At 56.7% G+C, this 17147-nt stretch carries 27 protein-coding genes and 1 tRNA gene; 21 read left to right on the top strand and 7 right to left on the bottom strand.

Features of this window, described 5'->3' with window-relative positions:
* Nucleotides 1-81: 81 nt before the first annotated feature.
* From pspA to MWU39_RS03510, 12 genes are all read left to right on the top strand, one after another.
* Nucleotides 82-771: a phage shock protein PspA gene (pspA, locus tag MWU39_RS03565; protein WP_247160295.1), complete on the top strand. Its 690-nt coding sequence runs from the start codon at nucleotides 82-84 to the stop codon at nucleotides 769-771.
* 16 nt (nucleotides 772-787) lie between these two features.
* A complete protein-coding gene (gene pspB / locus MWU39_RS03560; RefSeq protein WP_247158602.1) occupies nucleotides 788-1096 on the top strand; it encodes an envelope stress response membrane protein PspB in 309 nt (102 codons plus the stop codon).
* The gene (gene pspC / locus MWU39_RS03555) at nucleotides 1093-1473 is read left to right on the top strand and encodes an envelope stress response membrane protein PspC (RefSeq protein ID WP_247158601.1); all 381 of its coding nucleotides are present in this window, start codon (nucleotides 1093-1095) and stop codon (nucleotides 1471-1473) included. The genes pspB and pspC overlap by 4 nt, the downstream gene beginning before the upstream one ends.
* A 62-nt stretch (nucleotides 1474-1535) precedes the next feature.
* The gene (locus MWU39_RS03550; RefSeq protein WP_247160294.1) at nucleotides 1536-1826 is read left to right on the top strand and encodes a hypothetical protein; all 291 of its coding nucleotides are present in this window, start codon (nucleotides 1536-1538) and stop codon (nucleotides 1824-1826) included.
* Nucleotides 1826-2170, top strand: a complete 345-nt coding sequence (locus tag MWU39_RS03545; RefSeq protein ID WP_247158600.1) for a hypothetical protein — start codon at nucleotides 1826-1828, stop codon at nucleotides 2168-2170. Before MWU39_RS03550 ends, MWU39_RS03545 begins: the two co-directional genes overlap by 1 nt.
* Nucleotides 2167-2532, top strand: coding sequence for a hypothetical protein (locus tag MWU39_RS03540; RefSeq protein WP_247158599.1), 366 nt, complete (start codon nucleotides 2167-2169; stop codon nucleotides 2530-2532). The genes MWU39_RS03545 and MWU39_RS03540 overlap by 4 nt, the downstream gene beginning before the upstream one ends.
* Nucleotides 2532-2834 (top strand): hypothetical protein, encoded by a 303-nt coding sequence (locus MWU39_RS03535; RefSeq protein WP_247158598.1) that lies wholly within the window; start codon nucleotides 2532-2534, stop codon nucleotides 2832-2834. The genes MWU39_RS03540 and MWU39_RS03535 overlap by 1 nt, the downstream gene beginning before the upstream one ends.
* Nucleotides 2834-3109 (top strand): hypothetical protein, encoded by a 276-nt coding sequence (locus tag MWU39_RS03530; protein ID WP_247158597.1) that lies wholly within the window; start codon nucleotides 2834-2836, stop codon nucleotides 3107-3109. Before MWU39_RS03535 ends, MWU39_RS03530 begins: the two co-directional genes overlap by 1 nt.
* Nucleotides 3106-3453 (top strand): hypothetical protein, encoded by a 348-nt coding sequence (locus MWU39_RS03525; RefSeq protein WP_247158596.1) that lies wholly within the window; start codon nucleotides 3106-3108, stop codon nucleotides 3451-3453. Before MWU39_RS03530 ends, MWU39_RS03525 begins: the two co-directional genes overlap by 4 nt.
* A complete protein-coding gene (locus MWU39_RS03520) occupies nucleotides 3450-3707 on the top strand; it encodes a hypothetical protein (protein ID WP_247158595.1) in 258 nt (85 codons plus the stop codon). Before MWU39_RS03525 ends, MWU39_RS03520 begins: the two co-directional genes overlap by 4 nt.
* A complete protein-coding gene (locus MWU39_RS03515) occupies nucleotides 3704-3880 on the top strand; it encodes a hypothetical protein (protein WP_247158594.1) in 177 nt (58 codons plus the stop codon). The genes MWU39_RS03520 and MWU39_RS03515 overlap by 4 nt, the downstream gene beginning before the upstream one ends.
* A gap of 52 nt (nucleotides 3881-3932) precedes the next feature.
* On the top strand, nucleotides 3933-4340 hold the full coding sequence (locus tag MWU39_RS03510) for a SufE family protein (protein ID WP_247158593.1): 408 nt from the start codon (nucleotides 3933-3935) through the stop codon (nucleotides 4338-4340).
* Between the two features lie 202 nt (nucleotides 4341-4542).
* Here MWU39_RS03510 and MWU39_RS03505 read toward each other — a convergent pair whose 3' ends face one another.
* The 3 genes from MWU39_RS03505 to MWU39_RS03495 all read right to left on the bottom strand — a co-directional run bounded on the left by MWU39_RS03505 (nucleotide 4543) and on the right by MWU39_RS03495 (nucleotide 6318).
* The gene (locus MWU39_RS03505) at nucleotides 4543-5040 is read right to left on the bottom strand and encodes a sterol desaturase family protein (RefSeq protein ID WP_247158592.1); all 498 of its coding nucleotides are present in this window, start codon (nucleotides 5038-5040) and stop codon (nucleotides 4543-4545) included.
* Nucleotides 5037-5831 carry a fatty acid desaturase gene (locus MWU39_RS03500; protein ID WP_247158591.1) on the bottom strand — a complete coding sequence of 265 codons (795 nt, stop codon included), beginning with the start codon at nucleotides 5829-5831 and terminating at the stop codon, nucleotides 5037-5039. Before MWU39_RS03500 ends, MWU39_RS03505 begins: the two co-directional genes overlap by 4 nt.
* Nucleotides 5832-5904: 73 nt before the next feature.
* On the bottom strand, nucleotides 5905-6318 hold the full coding sequence (locus tag MWU39_RS03495; protein WP_247158590.1) for a thioesterase family protein: 414 nt from the start codon (nucleotides 6316-6318) through the stop codon (nucleotides 5905-5907).
* A gap of 124 nt (nucleotides 6319-6442) precedes the next feature.
* Here MWU39_RS03495 and leuC point away from each other — a divergent pair, with 124 nt between their 5' ends.
* The 8 genes from leuC (at nucleotide 6443) to MWU39_RS03455 (ending at nucleotide 11849) form a co-directional block, all read left to right on the top strand.
* Entirely contained in the window at nucleotides 6443-7870 is a 1428-nt protein-coding gene (gene leuC / locus MWU39_RS03490) for a 3-isopropylmalate dehydratase large subunit (protein WP_247158589.1), read from the top strand.
* Nucleotides 7871-7916: 46 nt separating this feature from the next.
* A complete protein-coding gene (locus MWU39_RS03485; protein ID WP_247158588.1) occupies nucleotides 7917-8123 on the top strand; it encodes an isopropylmalate isomerase in 207 nt (68 codons plus the stop codon).
* Nucleotides 8124-8135: 12 nt separating this feature from the next.
* Nucleotides 8136-8735 carry a 3-isopropylmalate dehydratase small subunit gene (leuD, locus tag MWU39_RS03480; RefSeq protein ID WP_247158587.1) on the top strand — a complete coding sequence of 200 codons (600 nt, stop codon included), beginning with the start codon at nucleotides 8136-8138 and terminating at the stop codon, nucleotides 8733-8735.
* Nucleotides 8736-8748: 13 nt separating this feature from the next.
* Nucleotides 8749-9747, top strand: coding sequence for an NADPH:quinone oxidoreductase family protein (locus MWU39_RS03475; RefSeq protein ID WP_247158586.1), 999 nt, complete (start codon nucleotides 8749-8751; stop codon nucleotides 9745-9747).
* A gap of 72 nt (nucleotides 9748-9819) precedes the next feature.
* Entirely contained in the window at nucleotides 9820-10143 is a 324-nt protein-coding gene (locus tag MWU39_RS03470) for a DUF1476 domain-containing protein (RefSeq protein WP_247158585.1), read from the top strand.
* A gap of 9 nt (nucleotides 10144-10152) precedes the next feature.
* Entirely contained in the window at nucleotides 10153-10380 is a 228-nt protein-coding gene (locus tag MWU39_RS03465; RefSeq protein WP_247158584.1) for a BolA/IbaG family iron-sulfur metabolism protein, read from the top strand.
* A gap of 39 nt (nucleotides 10381-10419) precedes the next feature.
* Entirely contained in the window at nucleotides 10420-10752 is a 333-nt protein-coding gene (gene grxD / locus MWU39_RS03460) for a Grx4 family monothiol glutaredoxin (protein ID WP_247158583.1), read from the top strand.
* A 317-nt stretch (nucleotides 10753-11069) separates the two neighbouring features.
* Nucleotides 11070-11849, top strand: a complete 780-nt coding sequence (locus MWU39_RS03455) for an NUDIX domain-containing protein (protein WP_247158582.1) — start codon at nucleotides 11070-11072, stop codon at nucleotides 11847-11849.
* Here the strand turns inward: MWU39_RS03455 and MWU39_RS03450 are convergent, their stop codons facing one another.
* Nucleotides 11850-12191, bottom strand: coding sequence for a hypothetical protein (locus MWU39_RS03450; RefSeq protein WP_247158581.1), 342 nt, complete (start codon nucleotides 12189-12191; stop codon nucleotides 11850-11852).
* A 124-nt stretch (nucleotides 12192-12315) separates the two neighbouring features.
* Nucleotides 12316-12392, bottom strand: a tRNA-Arg gene (locus MWU39_RS03445).
* 69 nt (nucleotides 12393-12461) lie between these two features.
* Between MWU39_RS03445 and MWU39_RS03440 the strand changes: the two genes are divergently transcribed.
* Nucleotides 12462-13325 carry a queuosine precursor transporter gene (locus MWU39_RS03440; protein ID WP_247158580.1) on the top strand — a complete coding sequence of 288 codons (864 nt, stop codon included), beginning with the start codon at nucleotides 12462-12464 and terminating at the stop codon, nucleotides 13323-13325.
* Between the two features lie 3 nt (nucleotides 13326-13328).
* On the opposite strand, the gene MWU39_RS03435 is transcribed toward MWU39_RS03440, so the two are convergent.
* Together MWU39_RS03435 and MWU39_RS03430 are read right to left on the bottom strand one after the other, a co-directional pair.
* Entirely contained in the window at nucleotides 13329-14900 is a 1572-nt protein-coding gene (locus MWU39_RS03435) for a Ppx/GppA family phosphatase (RefSeq protein ID WP_247158579.1), read from the bottom strand.
* Nucleotides 14897-17104 (bottom strand): RNA degradosome polyphosphate kinase, encoded by a 2208-nt coding sequence (locus MWU39_RS03430; RefSeq protein WP_247158578.1) that lies wholly within the window; start codon nucleotides 17102-17104, stop codon nucleotides 14897-14899. The genes MWU39_RS03435 and MWU39_RS03430 overlap by 4 nt, the downstream gene beginning before the upstream one ends.
* Between the last annotated feature and the right edge of the window lie 43 nt (nucleotides 17105-17147).

Below are 17147 nucleotides of genomic sequence, written 5' to 3'. Positions count from 1 at the left end.
CCCACTCCGACGCAAACTTACGGCAACGACAAAGAATCTGGCCTGAGCGTCAAGAACCCGTTTTTAGATGGAGTAGCCTTTATGGGCATTTTTAGCCGCACCCGAGATATCATCGCTGCGAATTTCAACGACATGCTGGATCAGGCGGACGATCCGACCAAGATGATCCGCATGATTATCCTCGAAATGGAGGAGACACTGGTTGAAGTCCGGGCGAGCGCGGCGCGCACTATTGCAGATCAAAAAGAAATGCATCGCCACGTTATCAAGCTCGACAAGCTGCAAGCTGACTGGGCGGACAAAGCCCAGCTTGCGCTGAGCAAAGAGCGCGAAGATCTAGCTCGTGCCGCTTTGGTTGAGAAGAAAAAAGCCGTTGGCATGGGCGATCAGCTCAAAGCGGAAATCGCCGTTCTGGACGACGCCTTGCGCGCTTACGAGGAAGACATTGCAAAACTGCAGCACCGTCTGCGCGAAGCCCGCAGCCGCCAGACGCAGATCGCGGCGCGCCTTGAAAGCGCTGAGAACCGCGTGAAACTACGCACTTTGATGAGCAACGAGCGCACCGATGACGCGCTGGCCCGTTTCGACCAGCTCGAACGGCGGGTGGATTACGCCGAAGGCCGCGCAGAGTCGCTCTCAATCGCTGAAGACAGCGCGACACCGTCGCTCTCTGACGAAATCGCTGCGCTCGAAGGCGCGGACGCGATCGACGATGAGCTTGCAGAAATGAAGAAGGCGTTGGGCAAGCCCGCGTCAGACAACAAAGATTAAATAAGAGGTATTTCAGGTGGACGATTTTATTCCAGTTTTTGTTGTTGCAACGCTCTTCATCGGCCTTCCGTGGGTAATCCTGCACTATGTGACCAAGTGGAAGACCGCGGCGACCATTACGACCGATGACGAGGTGCTGCTCGAAGAGCTCTACAACCTCGCCAAGCGCCTGGATGAGCGGATGGATACTGTCGAGCGGCTGGTGGCCTCTGACGACCCATCATTCTCACCCGTAAAACGCCTGATGGCGGACCAGGAAACCGACAACCAGCAACTGCGTGAGCTCGAACAGATGCTCGCCGAGAAAAAGGGAGCAAAGCAATGAATTCGCCCCGCACGAAACTCTACCGTGACAAGCACAACGCCAAATTGATGGGTGTTTGCTCCGGGATCGCCGACTATACAGGCGTAGACACTTTCTGGGTTCGCATAGGAGCGATTGCACTCACGATCTTTGCCCTCGGGCCACTCGCGATCGCTGCTTACATCGCCGCCGGTGTCTTGCTGAACAAGAAACCGCCGCATCTCTATCGCGACGCTCAGGAACAGAAATACTGGCAAGGTGTCCGGCAGAGTCCAAAGCGCACAGCACGCGAAATCCGCGCCAATTTCCGCGACATTGATCGCCGACTGGCAGCCGTCGAAACGCACTATGTCAGCAGCAATCCGCGTCTGACCGCCGAAATCGAGCGCCTGCGCTAAACTACAAGATAAATAGGGAGGCACACGTGCCGGGTGAATTCATTCCAATCATTGCAATCATCATGGGCTGCACCATTCCGATGGTCGCCATCTGGGCAAAGCATAAGCAGAAAATTGCCGAGATGCAGGTCGATACGACTGCACAAGCGACTGCCGAGAAAGCTGCTCAATATTCGAGCCAGGTCGCAAAACTGGAAGACCGGGTGCAAGTGCTCGAGCGCATCGTGACCGACCGCGGTTATGACATTGCGACGCAGATCGAAGCTTTGCGCGACGTCAGAGAAGTCGAAACGTCTGATGCGGGTGTTCCGCTTGGACTGGAAACCAACAGTAAGTCAGGGGAGCGAGTGTAATGGATTGGGGTGGGCCCGGCTTCGTCATTGCCATCATTGCCGTTTCGTATGGTGCATGGCTGCTAAACAATCTGATCCGTGCAAAGCACGGATACGAGCTAGAAGACGAATGGGGCGGTAAAAGCAAGCGTGGCGACACCGCTGAAACCAAGCGTCTGAAGACCGAAAATCGCGATCTCAATGACAAACTCGATGCGATGCAAGACCGCATGGTTGTCCTCGAAAAGATCGTAACAGACCGCGGCTACTCGCTGGCGGACGAAATCGAAGCTTTGCGCGATACGTCATCGAAACGCGCCGATAGCGGCGTCCCTCTAAACCTAGACAAGAAAGAAAAAGCATGAGCGTCGACGCAGCAGCAACAATCGTTCCGCATCTTCCTTGGATCATTGCCGGAGGGCTCGCCATTGGCGCAGCTGGTGTTGCCGGATGGATCCATACAACCCGGCTTAAGATCCGACACGGATACCCGCTCGAAGGTATGTGGGGCCAGTCGCTCAAGCCAAGCAATGACGGTGAAGCCCGCCAACGCGTAACCCTGCTGACACAGGAAAACGCGGAACTGAGAGCCGAACTTGCTTCAGTCAAAGACCGCATGGCCAATGTCGAGCGGATCGTGACCGATAGCGGTTACGGGCTTGGCAGCGAGATCGATAAACTTCGCGATCGCCAGCTTGAGAACCTTTCGGACAAAGGAAACGCGTGATGGATCTCGAACTGGTGGTGATCTTTGGCTTTGTCCTGATTGTTCTGTCGATTATCGGCGCGAGCGTGAACGGCATCATTTCCAAGGCGACTGCCTACTATCTCGAGAAAGACGAGCGGGAAAATGGCCGGAGCGGCGGAGCCAATAGCACTAGCGATCTGGCTGAACGGACCGCGATGATTGAAGACCGTCTGCGCGTACTCGAACGTCTGGCGACCGATCGCGGCCAAATGCTTTCGGACGAGATTGACGCGCTGCGCGATCTCCAGGTCACCCACAGTAAGAGTTCGGAGAACGCCTGATGTTTGGTCCCGACACGCCTTTGGTAATGGACGCCCTGCAAATCGCTGCTTTGGCGACGGCTGTTGGAGCAAGCGCTGTCTGGCTCCTGCTGCGCCAAACAAAGCGTGCGACTGGTCAGCCAGAAGCGACCGAGCCGAAAGATATGGAGCTTTCCAAGCGCGTCGAAGTGCTCGAACGGATCGCCACCGATCAATCAATCGGCCTTGCGGAAGAGATTGAAGCATTGCGTGACAACAACGGACAGCAGGCAAAAATCGAAAGCACCGCCCGATGAACTGGATGGCCATCATCTTGATCGCGTTTATCGCGCTGTGGGCATACGAGCGGAACCGCAATTTGCGCCTGCGCCACGAAAACTCCCGTTTGATAGAGATGGGAGCGTCTGAGCGATCGGCCCCGTCCAACAACGCCGATCAGGACGAAATCGATGCGCACGAGCTTGAGGAATTGCGCGACCGCGTAAAAGTGCTCGAACGGATTGCCACAGACAATAACGGCACCGAGGCGCGCACTGCGCAGCGGATTGCCCGAGAAATTGAAAGCCTGCGCGGGGATATCGCGCGGCGCTCTTCAACCAAACTGGATGCCTCAAATAAGGTGGAGGATTTGAGCGAATGATCGACCCGATTTTCATGATCGCCGCGACCTGTGTGGTCGGCATCAGTGTCGTTGCCTTTGCGCTACTGCGTGCTTGGCAGGGCTGGCTTGATTTGAAGCGCGAAGAGCTCGACCGTCCGCATACGACGCATCACCATGCGAGCGCGCCAGAGATCGAAGGCGGTGCCGGGGTCGGCGCAGCCCGCATCGAAGTCGCCGATCTCAAAGAACGCATCAAGAAGCTGGAAGCTATCGCCAGCGGAGTTGAGCTATGAGCAGCACCGGCGGTCAGGCCGCTCAGGCAGGCATAGGATTGGGCAGCGCGATTGCCGTTGCTATTTCGTGGACCACCAACCAGTCTATCCTATGGGCCATCCTGCACGGATTTCTAAGCTGGTTCTACGTCATCTATTTCGCATTCACGCGGCCCGGCGGGCTTTCCGGTTAAACAAACGCCGTGAATGGTGGACATGACGGCCGGGCCGCCTAAATAGCCCGGCATGCGAACACTTTCGGACATCCTCGAAGAATATGAATTCCTTGAAGGCGATGAGCGCTATCGGCTGCTGATAGAGCTCGGCCGCGAGCTGGATGCAATGCCTGACGCGTTGAAAACGGATGCGACATTGGTGCGCGGATGTTCGGCTTCGGTGTGGGTCTATCCTACCGAGCAGACCGATGCTCTCCATTTCCTTGCCGACAGCAACGCCGCAATCACCAAAGGGATTGTCGCGCTGGTCATCGCCGCCGTTCAGGATAAGCCTGCGACTGAGGTCGCGGCAATGGATGTGACCGGAATGCTTGAGCCGTTTGACCTGAAAAACCAGCTATCGAGCAACCGGACGCAGGGCGTTCCAAATATGATCGCGCTGGTAAAAGAGCACGCTGCGCGGATCGCTGCGGCCTGACTTTCCTACATCAGGCCAAATGCCATAGAGCATCATTGGCTCTTTGATATTGTCGACATGACCTCAAAAAGACGCGCCTGACACATGTATCGCGGAAAGTCACATTAGCCGGATCAATTGGGTGGATTTGCGTATATTTTACAGTGGGATACGCAAAATTTCCAAAGCACGCCAACTCTATTTGGTGTCACCCTAGGGCGATTTAGACGCGCGCGTCTCGAACCACGGCAACACCAGCCTTCGCCTGTTCCTTCAGTTCGGCTTTAAGCTTTTGCGGATCGCGGGCGAACACAAATCCAAAGCTGACACCGCCTTCTTTGCCGATGGTTGCATGGTGCAGCTTGTGCGCCTGAACCAGCCGCTTTGCGTATCCCTTCTTGGGAACCCAGCGAAAGAAGCGCTGATGCACCAACCCATCATGCACGAAGGCATAGATCACACCGTAGAGGTTTACGCCGAGCGCAGCCCACCACAGCCACTCCCAATAGAGCGAACCGAAAATATACATTGCGGCGTTGATCGTGCCGAAAACGACCGCGAACAAATCGTTCTTCTCAAATGCGTTGTCATGCGGTTCGTGATGATCACGGTGCCATGCCCAGCCCCAACCATGCATGATGTATTTGTGCGCGTACCACGCGAACAATTCCATGCCGATCACGGCGGCTAAAGTGATTGAAATGGCTTCGAGCCAGCTCATGTGGCGACCTCTTGTAAATCCTTCGCATCTGGCGAAGCCCCGACGCCTGCCTTACGAGCACTTGGCAATGCCCACCATGGCACATCGGGACGCCGATGGTGCTCCAGATGATAGCCGAAATGAAAGCATGTGGCGAGGCTGGCCAGAGTGCCGAATTCGTCGCTGCGGGTGTTGTGCCGATCGACGAAAGGCTGCTCACTCGCGCTCGCGAAATGGCGATGGGGGCGGAACGTGCCGAAATAGAAAAGTTGGAGCGAAGATAGGAGCGCCGGCGCCCCATAAAGGATAAATATCTGCGCCATCGGGATACCGAGCACCAGCCAATAGATACCAACAACGGTGTGCACGAACAGGAGCGATTTCCAGCCGAAATAGCGTTTGAAGAATGTCCCGTACCAACGCAGGAAACTGCGCGGATTACTCTCATCAAAATCAGGATCGCCCGCGTGACCCGCTAGCTTGTGGTGGGTGAAATGCGCATCGCGCAATGTCTTCCAGCCAAAGCCCGCATAGAGCGCGAGCAAAACCGCACCGATGGCGGAATTCACCTTCGGCTTTCCGGGAACCAAACTGCCATGCATCGCATCATGGCTGATGATAAACACGCCGACCGACAGCCAACATTGCACCGCTGCAAGAGCAAGCGCGAAGGGCAGGTTCGCCAGCGTAAGTTCGAAAACGAACATCCCGAAAATATGAATCCCCAGCCAACTGCCAGCGATCAGCGTAGCAAGCGCAAGGCCTATCCCGGCCTGAGCCGGGCGAGCAGGAAGGGAAAAACGGGATGCCATCTCAATCAGATACGCGCAGGCAGGTCATTCGGGTGCGTATAACCTCAAGACGGCACGACTGAAAGCGCAGCGTTCAATCCGCGTCGGGAAAGAAGAACTCGCGCATGTGCTCGCCGATCTTCGCGGGACGCAACGTTTCCACATCGATACAACACCAGCTCGATTGCACTTCGGCCAGAACCTCTTCGCCGCGTTTAATCACGGTGCGATAGAATGCGCGCGGACCTTTGAAATGCTCAAGCACCGTGCTGGCGATAACGTCGTCTTCAAGAAAAGCGGGTTTGCGGTAGGTTATCTCATGCTTGAGAGCGACCCACGCTTTGCTCGCCACTTCCTCTGCCGGAGCAAGCTTGTTCCAATGGGCCAGGACCGCATCCTGCACCCAATTGAGGTAACGCGCATTGTTCACGTGTCCCATAAAGTCGATGTCTTCGGGAAGGACCTTGATCGGAAAGGCATAGGGAGAAGCAGGGGCTGTTGCTGACATGAATGTAAGTTAGCATCTGAGGTCTTACATTTCCATGACCAAATGCAGGTTATTTCTGCGGTGTCTTGCCAGTGTTGCGCAAGGGCCGCTAATCGCAGTCGAGAAAAGAGTTTAGAAAGCGATCATGGCCAGCAAACCCCGCACCCTTTATGAGAAGATCTGGGACGACCACGTGGTCGAAATCCGCGATGACGGCACCGCGCTGATCTATATTGATCGGCACTTGGTGCACGAGGTGACCAGTCCGCAAGCCTTTGAAGCGCTTAGGATTGCTGGCCGTCCGGTGCGCCGCCCTGAGCTGACACTGGCTGTGCCCGATCACAATTTGCCGACAACGGCGCGACGCGATGCCAGCGGCAACAACGTGCCCATCGCCGATCCGCAAAGCGCGGCGCAGCTGGCCGCGCTGGAGAAGAACGCGCCCGAGTTCGGCATCCAGTATATCGGCGATGCTGACGAGAAACAGGGCATCGTCCATGTGGTCGGTCCGGAGCAAGGCTTCTCTCTGCCGGGCACGACAATTGTCTGCGGCGATTCTCACACCGCAAGCCACGGCGGTCTGGGCGCGCTCGCTTTCGGAATAGGCACCAGTGAAGTCGAGCATGTCCTCGCCACACAGACGCTCTTGCTCCAACGTTCGAAAGCCATGGAAATCCGCGTTGAAGGAGGATTATCCAGCGGCGTAACGGCCAAGGATTTGATCCTCCACATCATCGGCGTGATCGGAGCGGCCGGCGGCAATGGTTATGTCATCGAATATCGCGGCAAGGTCTTTGAGCAAATGAGCGTCGAGCAGCGGCTCACGGTTTGCAATATGAGCATCGAAGCCGGCGCGCGTGCTGGATTGGTCGCGCCTGATGAAACCGTTTTCGCCTATCTCAAAGGCCGTCCGATGGCACCGGCTGGCAAAGACTGGGACGATGCCGTTGCGTATTGGCGCACTCTGCACACCGATGACGGTGCCCAGTTTGACAAGTCGGTTGTCATCAATGCTGCTGACGTAGAGCCGACGGTAACTTGGGGCACTAGCCCGGAAGACGTCCTCCCGATTGGCGGCGTGGTGCCCGCGCCCGAAAGCTTCCCTGATGAAAGCAAACAGGCAGCGGCTCAAAAGAGCCTCGACTATATGGGGCTGACACCCGGCACCCCTCTTACTGAGGTGCCGATTGAAAACGTCTTTATCGGCAGTTGCACCAACAGCCGGATCGAAGATCTTCGCGCCGCTGCAGAGGTACTGAACGGGCGCACAAAAGCCTCCAACGTGCGGTGGGCCATAGTTGTGCCAGGATCCGGCTTGGTCAAACGTCAGGCCGAGCAAGAGGGCCTTGATCGGATATTCACCGACGCAGGTTTTGAATGGCGTGAGCCCGGCTGCTCGGCCTGTCTCGGCATGAACCCGGATAAGGTACCCGCTGGTGAACGCTGCGCTTCGACTTCAAACCGCAATTTTGTCGGCCGCCAAGGTCCCGGCGCACGCACCCACCTGCTCTCGCCAGCCATGGCTGCTGCTGCAGCAATCAAAGGTCGGCTAACAGATGTCCGCGACCTTTGATCGCTGATCCCTTGCAAACCCCGCAATCGAGCCGCATGAGAAAGCTATGACCAAAGAGACCCCTGAAGACACGCCGAAAAACAACACTGCGCGCAACGCCGCTATCGGTGCTGCCGCAACCATTGGCTCTGCCGCTATCGCCGCCGCGCTGCTCTATGCCGGCAAGCGCTTCAAGCAAAAGACCGAAGACAGCGCCATCGGTGCCGATCAGGCAAAAAAGGCGCCCTCCGGCGAGCCGCCAGAAACTGATTGAGGGACGGTCACAATGGATGCTCTTTCGCGGATAGAAGGCCGCGCCATTCCGTTCGGCGCCAAGAATGTCGATACCGACATTATCATCCCAGCCGCTTGGCTGAAAACCATCACCCGTGAAGGCCTCGGCGAAGGGGCGTTTGAGACAATCCGCGCGGTCGAAGGAAATGTCTTCGATGATCCCGCCTATGCTGGGTCACCCATCCTGATCGCCGGTGACAATTTCGGATGCGGGTCGAGCCGCGAGCACGCCGCTTGGGCAATCCTCGATCTGGGTATTCGCGCGGTTATTGCGCCTTCATATTCGGACATATTCTCCGGCAATGCGGTGAAGAACGGTATCCTGCCCGTGGTGCTCCCCCAGGAAGCCATCGACCGTCTATTGGAAGTTGCCCGCGACGGGCACGAGATTACCGTCGATCTTGACACTCAGACGGTCACCACACCGTTTCAAGACCGCTTCGCCTTCGACATCGACCCATTCCGCAAACATTGCCTGCTGAATGGTCTCGATGAAGTGGCGCTCACGCTGGAGCGGCAGACCCAGATCGGACAATTCGAGAGCCGGCGCGCCCAAGCGCAGGACTGGCTCGCCAAAGGCACACAAATCTAAGGGAGAGACCCACATGAAAGCCATTCTAAGCCACGAAGTTGGCGGACCGGAAACACTCAAGCTCGACGAAATTGATACTCCCACACCCGGCAAAGGCGAAGTGCTCGTCGCGGTGAAAGCCTGCGCGATAAATTATCCAGACACGCTCATCATCCGTGACATGTACCAGTTCAAACCCGAGCGTCCTTTCGCGCCGGGCGGTGAACTGGCCGGTGTGGTTGAGGCGGTTGGCGAAGGCGTCGACAATTACAAACCCGGTGATCGTGTAATGGCGGGCATCGGCAATGGCGGCCTTGCAGAAAAGGTCATTGTGCCAGCGGGCCGGATGTTCCCGATCCCTGATGGTGTGCCTTTCGAAAAAGCTGCATCGCTTCTGATGACCTACGGCACCACGATCCACGGTTTGAAAGATCGCGGCCACATCAAAGAAGGTGATGTCGTCCTAATCCTTGGCGCGGCTGGCGGTGTCGGGCTTTCGGCGGTCGAACTCGCCAAGGCATTCGGTGCGCGCGTCGTCGCGGCTGTCTCCAGCAAAGCGAAAGGCGAAGTTGCGAAGCAAGCGGGCGCTGATGAGGTCGTAATCTACCCGCGCGATGAGATGGACAAAGCGGCGTCGAAGGAACTGGCCAACAAATTCAAAGCTGCATGCGGCCCGAATGGTGCGAACATCGTCTATGACATTGTTGGCGGCCAATATTCCGAGCCTGCGCTGCGTTCGATTGCTTGGGAAGGCAAATTTCTTGTGGTCGGCTTCCCAGCTGGCATTGCGAAGATGCCACTCAACCTCACACTTTTGAAAAGCTGCGATATCTGCGGCGTTTTCTGGGGAGCATTTACTGCACGCGAACCAGTGAAGTTTGTTGAGCAAGTCAAAGAGCTTTTTGCGCTGATGCAGGCTGGCAAGATCGACCCGCTCGTTTCGGAAACTTTCCCGTTAGAGCGCGCTGGCGAAGCGATTGCCAAACTGGAAAACCGTGAAGCTGTTGGAAAACTCGTCGTCACCATCGATTAATTCAATGGTGGAAGCCTTGTTGCGAGGCCTGCCCACCCCTATTTCAAACCCGATACTTTCGGAGGGACACCAATGACAGATTTTCAGGATCGCCAACGCGGCGAAGAAGCCAAGTTCGCCATGGACGAAGAAACCGCCTTCAAAGTGGCCGCACGTCGCAATCGCCTGCTCGGCGAATGGGCTGCTGACCTTATGAACCTTACCGAGGAAGAGGCCGACGCTTATAAAAAAGCCGTTGTTCAGGCCGATTTCGAAGAAGCTGGTGATGAAGACGTGATCCGCAAACTGCTCGGCGATCTGACGGGCGCTGACACGGACGTTAGCGAAGCTGACATTCGGACAAAGCTCGAAGAGATGACTGTCGAAGCCAAACGCCAATTGATGGGCGACAGCTAAGCCGTGCCAATGTCAGGGCCCGATATCGAAGCCGCGATTGTCGCGGCCTTGCCAGGTGCAGTTGTCGAATTGACTGACCTCGCCGGTGATAACGATCATTGGGCAGCCAAAGTCACTGCACCGCAATTCGCGGGCAAGACCCGCGTGGCGCAACACAAGATGGTCTATGGTGCCCTGGGCGGAAAGATGGGCGGCGAACTGCACGCCTTGCAAGTTACGACTGTGGTCCCCACGTAATTCCTCGACAAACCAATCAAACTGAAGGCCGCATCAATCATGGCTGATACCAACACCCGAATTTCCACTCTCGTCGGCGAAAATGACGTCGTTTTGTTTATGAAGGGCACACCGCTCTTCCCACAATGCGGCTTTTCCAGTCGAGCCGTTGCGATCCTCGATCATTGCGGCGTCGCTTATGAAAGCGTTGACGTGCTGCAGGACATGGAAATCCGCCAGGGCATCAAGACCTATTCCGATTGGCCAACCATCCCGCAGCTTTACGTCAAAGGCGAATTTGTCGGCGGCAGCGATATCATGATGGAAATGTTCGAAGCTGGTGAGCTGAAGCAGATGATGGACGACCAAGGTGTCGCCAAAGCCGAAAGCTGATTTGAATCCAGCGCCAACGCGCTAGGCAAAAAAGAAGCCGCCTTGCTGACCAAAGCAAGGCGGCTCTTTTTTTACGGGGAGGTCGACCTAGAGACCAGGAAAGGTCGAACCTCATTTCAAGACCATTTGGACTTGCCCATAACAATGCACCCACCGTGCCAAAATCACAGTATCCAAGTTTTTTAGTGACTTAGATGGTTATCGAAATTTAAGAGTGTGCCGTGATGTAAAGTGCGCCGACACATACCCGCATCCCCGCTCCTCTGAATGGTCAGGAACACTTGGCAAGGCCCGTTCGGCAGGCCATCACTTATCCCATGAACAGCGAATCCAGCCCCGAAGGCATTCCAGCAGCAACCATCGTAATCTTCCGCAGCGCGCCTGATGGAGGGGCTCCAGAAGTGCTGATGACGGTTCGTTCTCGCACAATGACCTTTGCGGGCGGCATGGCCGTGTTCCCCGGAGGCCGCGTGGATCCGGCCGATTTCGAGTTGGCGCAAACAATCGCCGGGCCTGACCTTTCCGTTGACGAAGCCGCACACCAGATAGCCGCGATCCGCGAAACTCTGGAGGAGACCGGTCTCGCATTGGGCCTATCGGGTGACATTACAGCGGACAGCGCCGCAAAAGCGCGGGTTATGATCGAAGCCGAAGGCGCGCTCGCGCCGGTGCTAGCGGCGTTCGGATGGAGCCTAGACCTAGACCAGATCGTGCCATTTGCCCGGTGGTTTCCCCAGAATGAGAAGCTCTCGCGGGTCTATGACACCCGCTTCTACCTCGCTGATTTGGGCACAGGCGAGGTGGATGTGTCGATCGACAATTCAGAGAACACACGGCTATTCTGGACCAGCGCACAGGGCGCACTCGACGCGGCGGAGCGCGGTGAGATCAAGCTGATCTTCCCCACTCGCCGCAATCTTGAGCGTTTGGCCTTGTTTGCCAATTTTGATGAAGCCCGTGCACAGGCCGAAGCTATCCCGGTCAAAACCATCATTCCGCAGATCGATGACAACAACGATCAACCAATGCTGCGCATTATGGAAAATGCCGGATATCCGATAACCGCAGAACTGCTTTCGACCGTTCAGCGCGGCTGACTATCGTCTCGCGAGGCGGCGGTTCTCGCGAAAATTCGCAACCCGGTAACCGCGCTCACGCATTTCCTTGCGGTAATCGTGTTTGGCGTCCGCGATTTCGTTGCGATATTCCTCATGCGCATCGCGGCGATCCTCTTCATCGGTCGCACGGCGCAGATCGCTTCTCAACTCGCGTTTCGCCTCGCTGATATCTGTCTTGTAATCGAGCCACCATTTATTGCTGTCATTATTTGGCGCAATCGGCATGCCGCGATCGCGTTCAACGATGATCGGGTGAGCGAGGACTGCCGCCGGCGCCGACAAGGCTGCTGCGGCAAGTGCAAACGTTGAAAGGGTCTTCATCTACTGTCTCCTTTGCAAATCTGGAGACTCGAGACTGCCTATCATCACCTGAACCCTGCACGACGCCCGTCCGCAAACATGCGAAAGGCGGCACGACCCGTGGTTCTGAAAAGATGAGTGGAGTTGGCGCGCCCGGCAGGACTCGAACCTGCTGCCTCAAGATTAGAAGTCTCGCGCTCTATCCAGATGAGCTACGGGCGCGCGCCGAACACGGCTGACCGCCCAATAGCGCGCTTTGCGGCATAGGCAAATCGCGCTAGGGGCCGAGATATGGAAAAGACCGATCCTGCCGCCGCTTTCGATACCGATCCGAATGACGGGATCACCGCGACCAGCAGCGCGCCGGTATCGTTCCGCTACTACGAATTTGTCATGGCCGCATTCGTCGCGATCCTGCTGCTTTCCAACATTATTGGCGCGGCGAAGCTTACCTTTGTTGAGGTAAGCTGGTGGCCGGACGGGTGGTGGCCAGCTGCCGATGGCACCTTCATTTACGGTGCGGGCATACTGTTTTTCCCGCTTGGGTATGTCATCGGCGATATTCTGACCGAGATTTACGGGTTTGCGCGCGCTCGCCGCGTCATCTGGACCGGCTTTGCGGCCATGATCTTCCTCGCCTTTATGAGCTATGTTGTGGTCAGCCTGCCCGCATTTGACGGGTGGGAATGCGCGGCCTCCGGCTCAATGGAGCTGAAAGACGATGTCAACAGCGTGCCGGGATCGATCTGCCAGCAAACCTACGAATCCGTGTTCGGCAGCACATGGCGAATTGTCCTCGCCTCTATCGTCGCCTTCTGGGCCGGCGAATTCGTCAATTCGTTCGTCATGGCCAAGATGAAGGTCTGGACCAAAGGTAAGGCTCTGTGGACCCGTACGATCGGCTCTACCGTAGTGGGTCAAGGCGTGGACAGTCTGATATTCTACCCGATCGCATTCTACGGCATCTGGAGCACCGAGGCAGTGATCACGGTGATGATCACCAACTGGCTGCTCAAAGTGCTCTGGGAAGCCGCTCTAACGCCTGTGACGTATCTGGTGGTTGGTAAGCTGAAGAAGGCCGAAGGTGTGGATTTATTCGATACCGACACCGATTTCTCGCCGTTCTCTTCGAAAGAGCGTCGCAGCGAAGCCTAGTATTTACTGCGCAGCCACGTCTGCGTGGCCATCATCATCCGACTTCAGCTCACCATCTGGAACGATGGTAACGCTCCAGTCCATATCCAGTTTTCCCGCAAGCAGCTTGATGTCTTTCTCAGTCGGAATGCCGAATAGAGCTGCATGGCTTTTCTCAAGCCGTAGGACGAGCTTTCCATCCCGAACCACCAGGCGGCTTGCTTGGAGCGAACGGCGGGACTTCGCGCCAATCCGCCGCGCCAACCTGACCGCCAACCCCCAGCAGATCGCTTCATTGAGCGCGTCATCATCGGCCAGTTCGGTGACTTGTTCCGGCAATTCCGGGTGATTGCCATTCGCCGCCACGGCCGCAGCCATCATGGCGCGGTCTTTCCCAGAAACGGCTATCCAGCGTTTGTGCAACGCCCAGTCAATCGCTTGGGGTAGCCGAATGTTTGGCTCGATCTGCATTGATGCCAGCGCGAGCATGGTAGCCGCCAATCGCAACCGCTCGGTGCCGTGCTTCTGCGACGGTGCCGCATCGACAGTCCACGCCGCGATCCTAGCCGCAAGCGTCGGCGGTGCGCCGCGCTGGGTAGCGAAAACACCAATTCCTGCGAGCAGTGGATCTTGCGATTTCGCATGGTTTGGCAGGCGGTCATAGAGCAGTCCTTCGCGCAGTCCCCATGATGAAAAGACAAGACCGCTGGGCTCAATCCGGGCAAGCATCGCTTGCAAAAGTATCGCCGCATTGGGGAGCTTTTCCGAACGCATCGAAGAAATGCGATCACGCGTATTCAAATCCTCCGGTGACATCCCGGCGAGCGTTTTCGCCAGACCTTTCGCCTCTTTCGCGGACATTTCAAAGCCGTGCGGGTCGGACAGCGGATGGCCCTGCTCCTGCATCGCGAACACCGCCATGGTGCGCCATGTGCCACCGACCAGATAAAGCGGTTTGTCCTTACCACCAGAGCCCACGAACTCGCCCGCACCTTTTTTCAGCGCTTTTTCCAGCGACTTACGCATGGCGGAATCGTCATTATCTTTTTTGCGATATTCAGGTAGTCTGAGCGTGCCCAAAGGGAGAGATACGGCAGAACCCGGTGCGCCATCGGCTACGTCGATGAGCTCGAGGCTCCCGCCGCCAAGGTCCGCAACGATGCCCGTGGCATCTGGGAAAGCTCCAGCAACACCGCTTGCGCTTAGGCAGGCTTCTTCCTCACCTGTGATAACGCGCGGGTTGAAACCCAACTCGCGCAAGCCAGCTACGAACTTCTCACCATTGCTGGCATCGCGGACGGCTGCTGTTGCAACGGTCTCGACATCGTCCACACCCAAATCTTGCAACAACAGCGCAAACCGCCTGAGCCCGCGCATGGCGAGCTCGACGGCTTCGTCTGCCAAGGCACCTGTCTCAGCGATGTCTCGGCCAAGTTTCGCCGCAACTTTCTCATTCAAGAGAACTGCAGGCGCGCGCATGGACCCGCCATAAACCACCAACCGGACGGTGTTCGAACCGATATCAATGATTGCGCGTTCGGGGGTAGCCCCGGAAAATGCCCCGTCGCGTTCTGCACGCTTTTTCCGAAGGTTCATCCGCTACGCCCCTTGCGCAGAGAAAGCTTAGGCACGCCGCCCGCTTCAAGCGCCCCGCCCCGGCCCGACAAAGACGGGTTCGTCATAAAGTACCGGTGGCAGTTGAACGGCTTTCCATCGGTTTCAACCCGCGAGTAGCTGCCGTCGCCATGCAGCCACCAACTTTGCTCTGTATCGAGCATGTTCGCGAGCAGCACCTGCTGCAAAATCTGATCATGAACTGTGCGGTTCAGCACCGGGATCAGGCTTTCAACGCGCCGATCGAGGTTGCGTCCCATAAGGTCCGCTGACGAGATGAACACCGCCGCGTTGGTTCCGGGCATCGCTTCTCCATTGGCAAAGGCATAAATGCGGCTGTGTTCGAGGAACCGCCCGATAATGGATTTCACACGGATGTTGTCGCTCATGCCGGGGACGCCCGGACGCAAGCAGCAAATGCCCCGCACAACCAATTCGACCTGAACGCCGGCATCGCTCGCGGAATAGAGCCGGTCGATCATGCCCTGATCGGTTATCTGGTTGCACTTCATCCAGATCGCAGCCGGTTTACCCGCAGTTGCATTGGCGATCTCAGCGTCGATCCGGTGGTAAAGCTCCTCGCGTAGATTAAGCGGAGCAATAGAGATCAGATCGAGCGAACCTGGCTCGACATATCCGGTCACGAAATTCATCATTTTTGCCGCGTCACGGCCAAGCTTTGGGTCTGCCGTGAAAAACGACAGATCGGTGTAAACCTTCGCTGTGATCGGATGATAATTGCCAGTACCGAAATGGCAGTACGTGCGAAACCCATCATCCTCACGCCGCACAACCATCGCGATTTTTGCGTGCGTTTTCCAATCGGTGAAACCGTAAATCACCTGAACTCCGGCGCGCTCCAGCTTCGTCGCCCATGTCAGGTTCTGCTCTTCATCAAAGCGCGCTTTCAACTCGACCACTGCGGTGACTGACTTGCCGCGTTCGGCAGCATCAATCAGCGCGCTGATCACCGCCGACTGAGAGCCAGCGCGATAAAGCGTCTGTTTAATCGCCACGACATCGGGGTCTTCTGCCGCTCGCTTGATGAAATCGACCACCACCTCAAAACTTTCGTAAGGGTGGTGAATGATGATGTCCTTCTCGCGGATCGCAGAAAAGGCATCTCCATCGTGTTCGCGTATGCGCTCCGGATAGCGCGGCGAATAGGCATCGAATTTTAGGTCTGGACGATCTTCACTGACAATCTCGGCCAATCCATCAATCCCGATCATGCCATCGGTTTTGATCACGGCCGCTTCGTGAACGCCAAGCTGCTCAAGGAGAATTGCCTCCGCCTTCGGATCAAAGTCATCCTCCAGCTCAAGCTGAATCACTTGGCCGCGGCGCCGCCGCTGGATCGCACTGCGGAATGTCCGCACGAGATCTTCTGCCTCTTCCTCAATCTCGATATCGCTGTCGCGCAGCACGCGGAACATGCCGTCGCCTTCGATAGCGAAGCCGGGGAACAGGTTACGGGCATAGCGTTGAATGAGGCTCGCGATGGAGATGTAAATTGCCTCGCCTTGCCCGCTGTGATCGCCGGGAACGCGCACGAACCTGGGCAACGCACTCGGGATCAAAATCATCTCGATGATCTGCTCCTGATCGGCTTCACGGGTGAGCGTAAAGAGCAGGCCAATTCCTTCATTCTGGACGAACGGAAATGGATGCGCCGGATCAAGAGCCTGCGGTGTGATGACGGGCAATATCTCTTCGAGAAAGAACTCCTCCAGCCATTTGTGAGCAGCAGGGTTTACGCGGCGCTCATCAGCGACATGAATGTCCGTGTCAGCAAGACGGTCGCGTAGGTCCCGCCAGATATCCTGCTGCCACGCTGATAGCATTTCCAGCTTTTCTCTTATCGCGACGAGCTGCTGGGTCGGTGTCCGGCCATCAATGGCAGGTTTGGCAATCCCTCGCTGCGCCTGACCGACAAGCCCGGCGACGCGGATCATCATAAATTCATCAAGATTGCTGCCGGAGATCGAAAGGAAGCGAAGCCTTTCAAGCAAAGGATACTGCTCGTTGCATGCCTCTGCCAAAACGCGTTCGTTAAAGGAGAGCCATGACAGTTCGCGATTGAAATATGCACCTTCGGGGGCAGCATTCGTAACAGGCTTAGGCGCTTCGGTGCCCGCTGGAGCCGCCGGATGGTTCGCCCTATCGATGATCGGCGTGCTGCTCATGCGATGCGTTCCGGTTCCTCTTAAACTGTTCGTCGTGATCGGC

Source organism: Erythrobacter sp. F6033 (genome assembly GCF_023016005.1).
Taxonomy (GTDB): domain Bacteria; phylum Pseudomonadota; class Alphaproteobacteria; order Sphingomonadales; family Sphingomonadaceae; genus Erythrobacter.
Note: the sequence above shows the minus strand (reverse complement) of the source record. Positions and strands in the feature narration are given on the sequence as shown.

Excerpts from the sequence above, each read along its gene's own strand:
- MWU39_RS03450 (WP_247158581.1), bottom strand. The coding sequence starts at position 12,191 with ATGAAGACCCTTTCAACGTTTGCACTTGCCGCAGCAGCCTTGTCGGCG.
- MWU39_RS03470 (WP_247158585.1), top strand. The coding sequence starts at position 9,820 with ATGACAGATTTTCAGGATCGCCAACGCGGCGAAGAAGCCAAGTTCGCC.
- MWU39_RS03435 (WP_247158579.1), bottom strand. The coding sequence starts at position 14,900 with ATGAACCTTCGGAAAAAGCGTGCAGAACGCGACGGGGCATTTTCCGGG.
- MWU39_RS03510 (WP_247158593.1), top strand. The coding sequence starts at position 3,933 with ATGCGAACACTTTCGGACATCCTCGAAGAATATGAATTCCTTGAAGGC.
- MWU39_RS03495 (WP_247158590.1), bottom strand. The coding sequence starts at position 6,318 with ATGTCAGCAACAGCCCCTGCTTCTCCCTATGCCTTTCCGATCAAGGTC.
- MWU39_RS03465 (WP_247158584.1), top strand. The coding sequence starts at position 10,153 with ATGTCAGGGCCCGATATCGAAGCCGCGATTGTCGCGGCCTTGCCAGGT.
- MWU39_RS03535 (WP_247158598.1), top strand. The coding sequence starts at position 2,532 with ATGGATCTCGAACTGGTGGTGATCTTTGGCTTTGTCCTGATTGTTCTG.
- MWU39_RS03440 (WP_247158580.1), top strand. The coding sequence starts at position 12,462 with ATGGAAAAGACCGATCCTGCCGCCGCTTTCGATACCGATCCGAATGAC.
- MWU39_RS03485 (WP_247158588.1), top strand. The coding sequence starts at position 7,917 with ATGACCAAAGAGACCCCTGAAGACACGCCGAAAAACAACACTGCGCGC.
- MWU39_RS03505 (WP_247158592.1), bottom strand. The coding sequence starts at position 5,040 with ATGAGCTGGCTCGAAGCCATTTCAATCACTTTAGCCGCCGTGATCGGC.
- MWU39_RS03545 (WP_247158600.1), top strand. The coding sequence starts at position 1,826 with ATGGATTGGGGTGGGCCCGGCTTCGTCATTGCCATCATTGCCGTTTCG.
- MWU39_RS03500 (WP_247158591.1), bottom strand. The coding sequence starts at position 5,831 with ATGGCATCCCGTTTTTCCCTTCCTGCTCGCCCGGCTCAGGCCGGGATA.
- pspA (WP_247160295.1), top strand. The coding sequence starts at position 82 with ATGGGCATTTTTAGCCGCACCCGAGATATCATCGCTGCGAATTTCAAC.
- grxD (WP_247158583.1), top strand. The coding sequence starts at position 10,420 with ATGGCTGATACCAACACCCGAATTTCCACTCTCGTCGGCGAAAATGAC.
- MWU39_RS03455 (WP_247158582.1), top strand. The coding sequence starts at position 11,070 with ATGAACAGCGAATCCAGCCCCGAAGGCATTCCAGCAGCAACCATCGTA.
- MWU39_RS03525 (WP_247158596.1), top strand. The coding sequence starts at position 3,106 with ATGAACTGGATGGCCATCATCTTGATCGCGTTTATCGCGCTGTGGGCA.
- leuD (WP_247158587.1), top strand. The coding sequence starts at position 8,136 with ATGGATGCTCTTTCGCGGATAGAAGGCCGCGCCATTCCGTTCGGCGCC.
- MWU39_RS03540 (WP_247158599.1), top strand. The coding sequence starts at position 2,167 with ATGAGCGTCGACGCAGCAGCAACAATCGTTCCGCATCTTCCTTGGATC.
- pspC (WP_247158601.1), top strand. The coding sequence starts at position 1,093 with ATGAATTCGCCCCGCACGAAACTCTACCGTGACAAGCACAACGCCAAA.
- MWU39_RS03430 (WP_247158578.1), bottom strand. The coding sequence starts at position 17,104 with ATGAGCAGCACGCCGATCATCGATAGGGCGAACCATCCGGCGGCTCCA.
- MWU39_RS03520 (WP_247158595.1), top strand. The coding sequence starts at position 3,450 with ATGATCGACCCGATTTTCATGATCGCCGCGACCTGTGTGGTCGGCATC.
- MWU39_RS03515 (WP_247158594.1), top strand. The coding sequence starts at position 3,704 with ATGAGCAGCACCGGCGGTCAGGCCGCTCAGGCAGGCATAGGATTGGGC.
- MWU39_RS03475 (WP_247158586.1), top strand. The coding sequence starts at position 8,749 with ATGAAAGCCATTCTAAGCCACGAAGTTGGCGGACCGGAAACACTCAAG.
- MWU39_RS03530 (WP_247158597.1), top strand. The coding sequence starts at position 2,834 with ATGTTTGGTCCCGACACGCCTTTGGTAATGGACGCCCTGCAAATCGCT.
- leuC (WP_247158589.1), top strand. The coding sequence starts at position 6,443 with ATGGCCAGCAAACCCCGCACCCTTTATGAGAAGATCTGGGACGACCAC.
- MWU39_RS03550 (WP_247160294.1), top strand. The coding sequence starts at position 1,536 with ATGGGCTGCACCATTCCGATGGTCGCCATCTGGGCAAAGCATAAGCAG.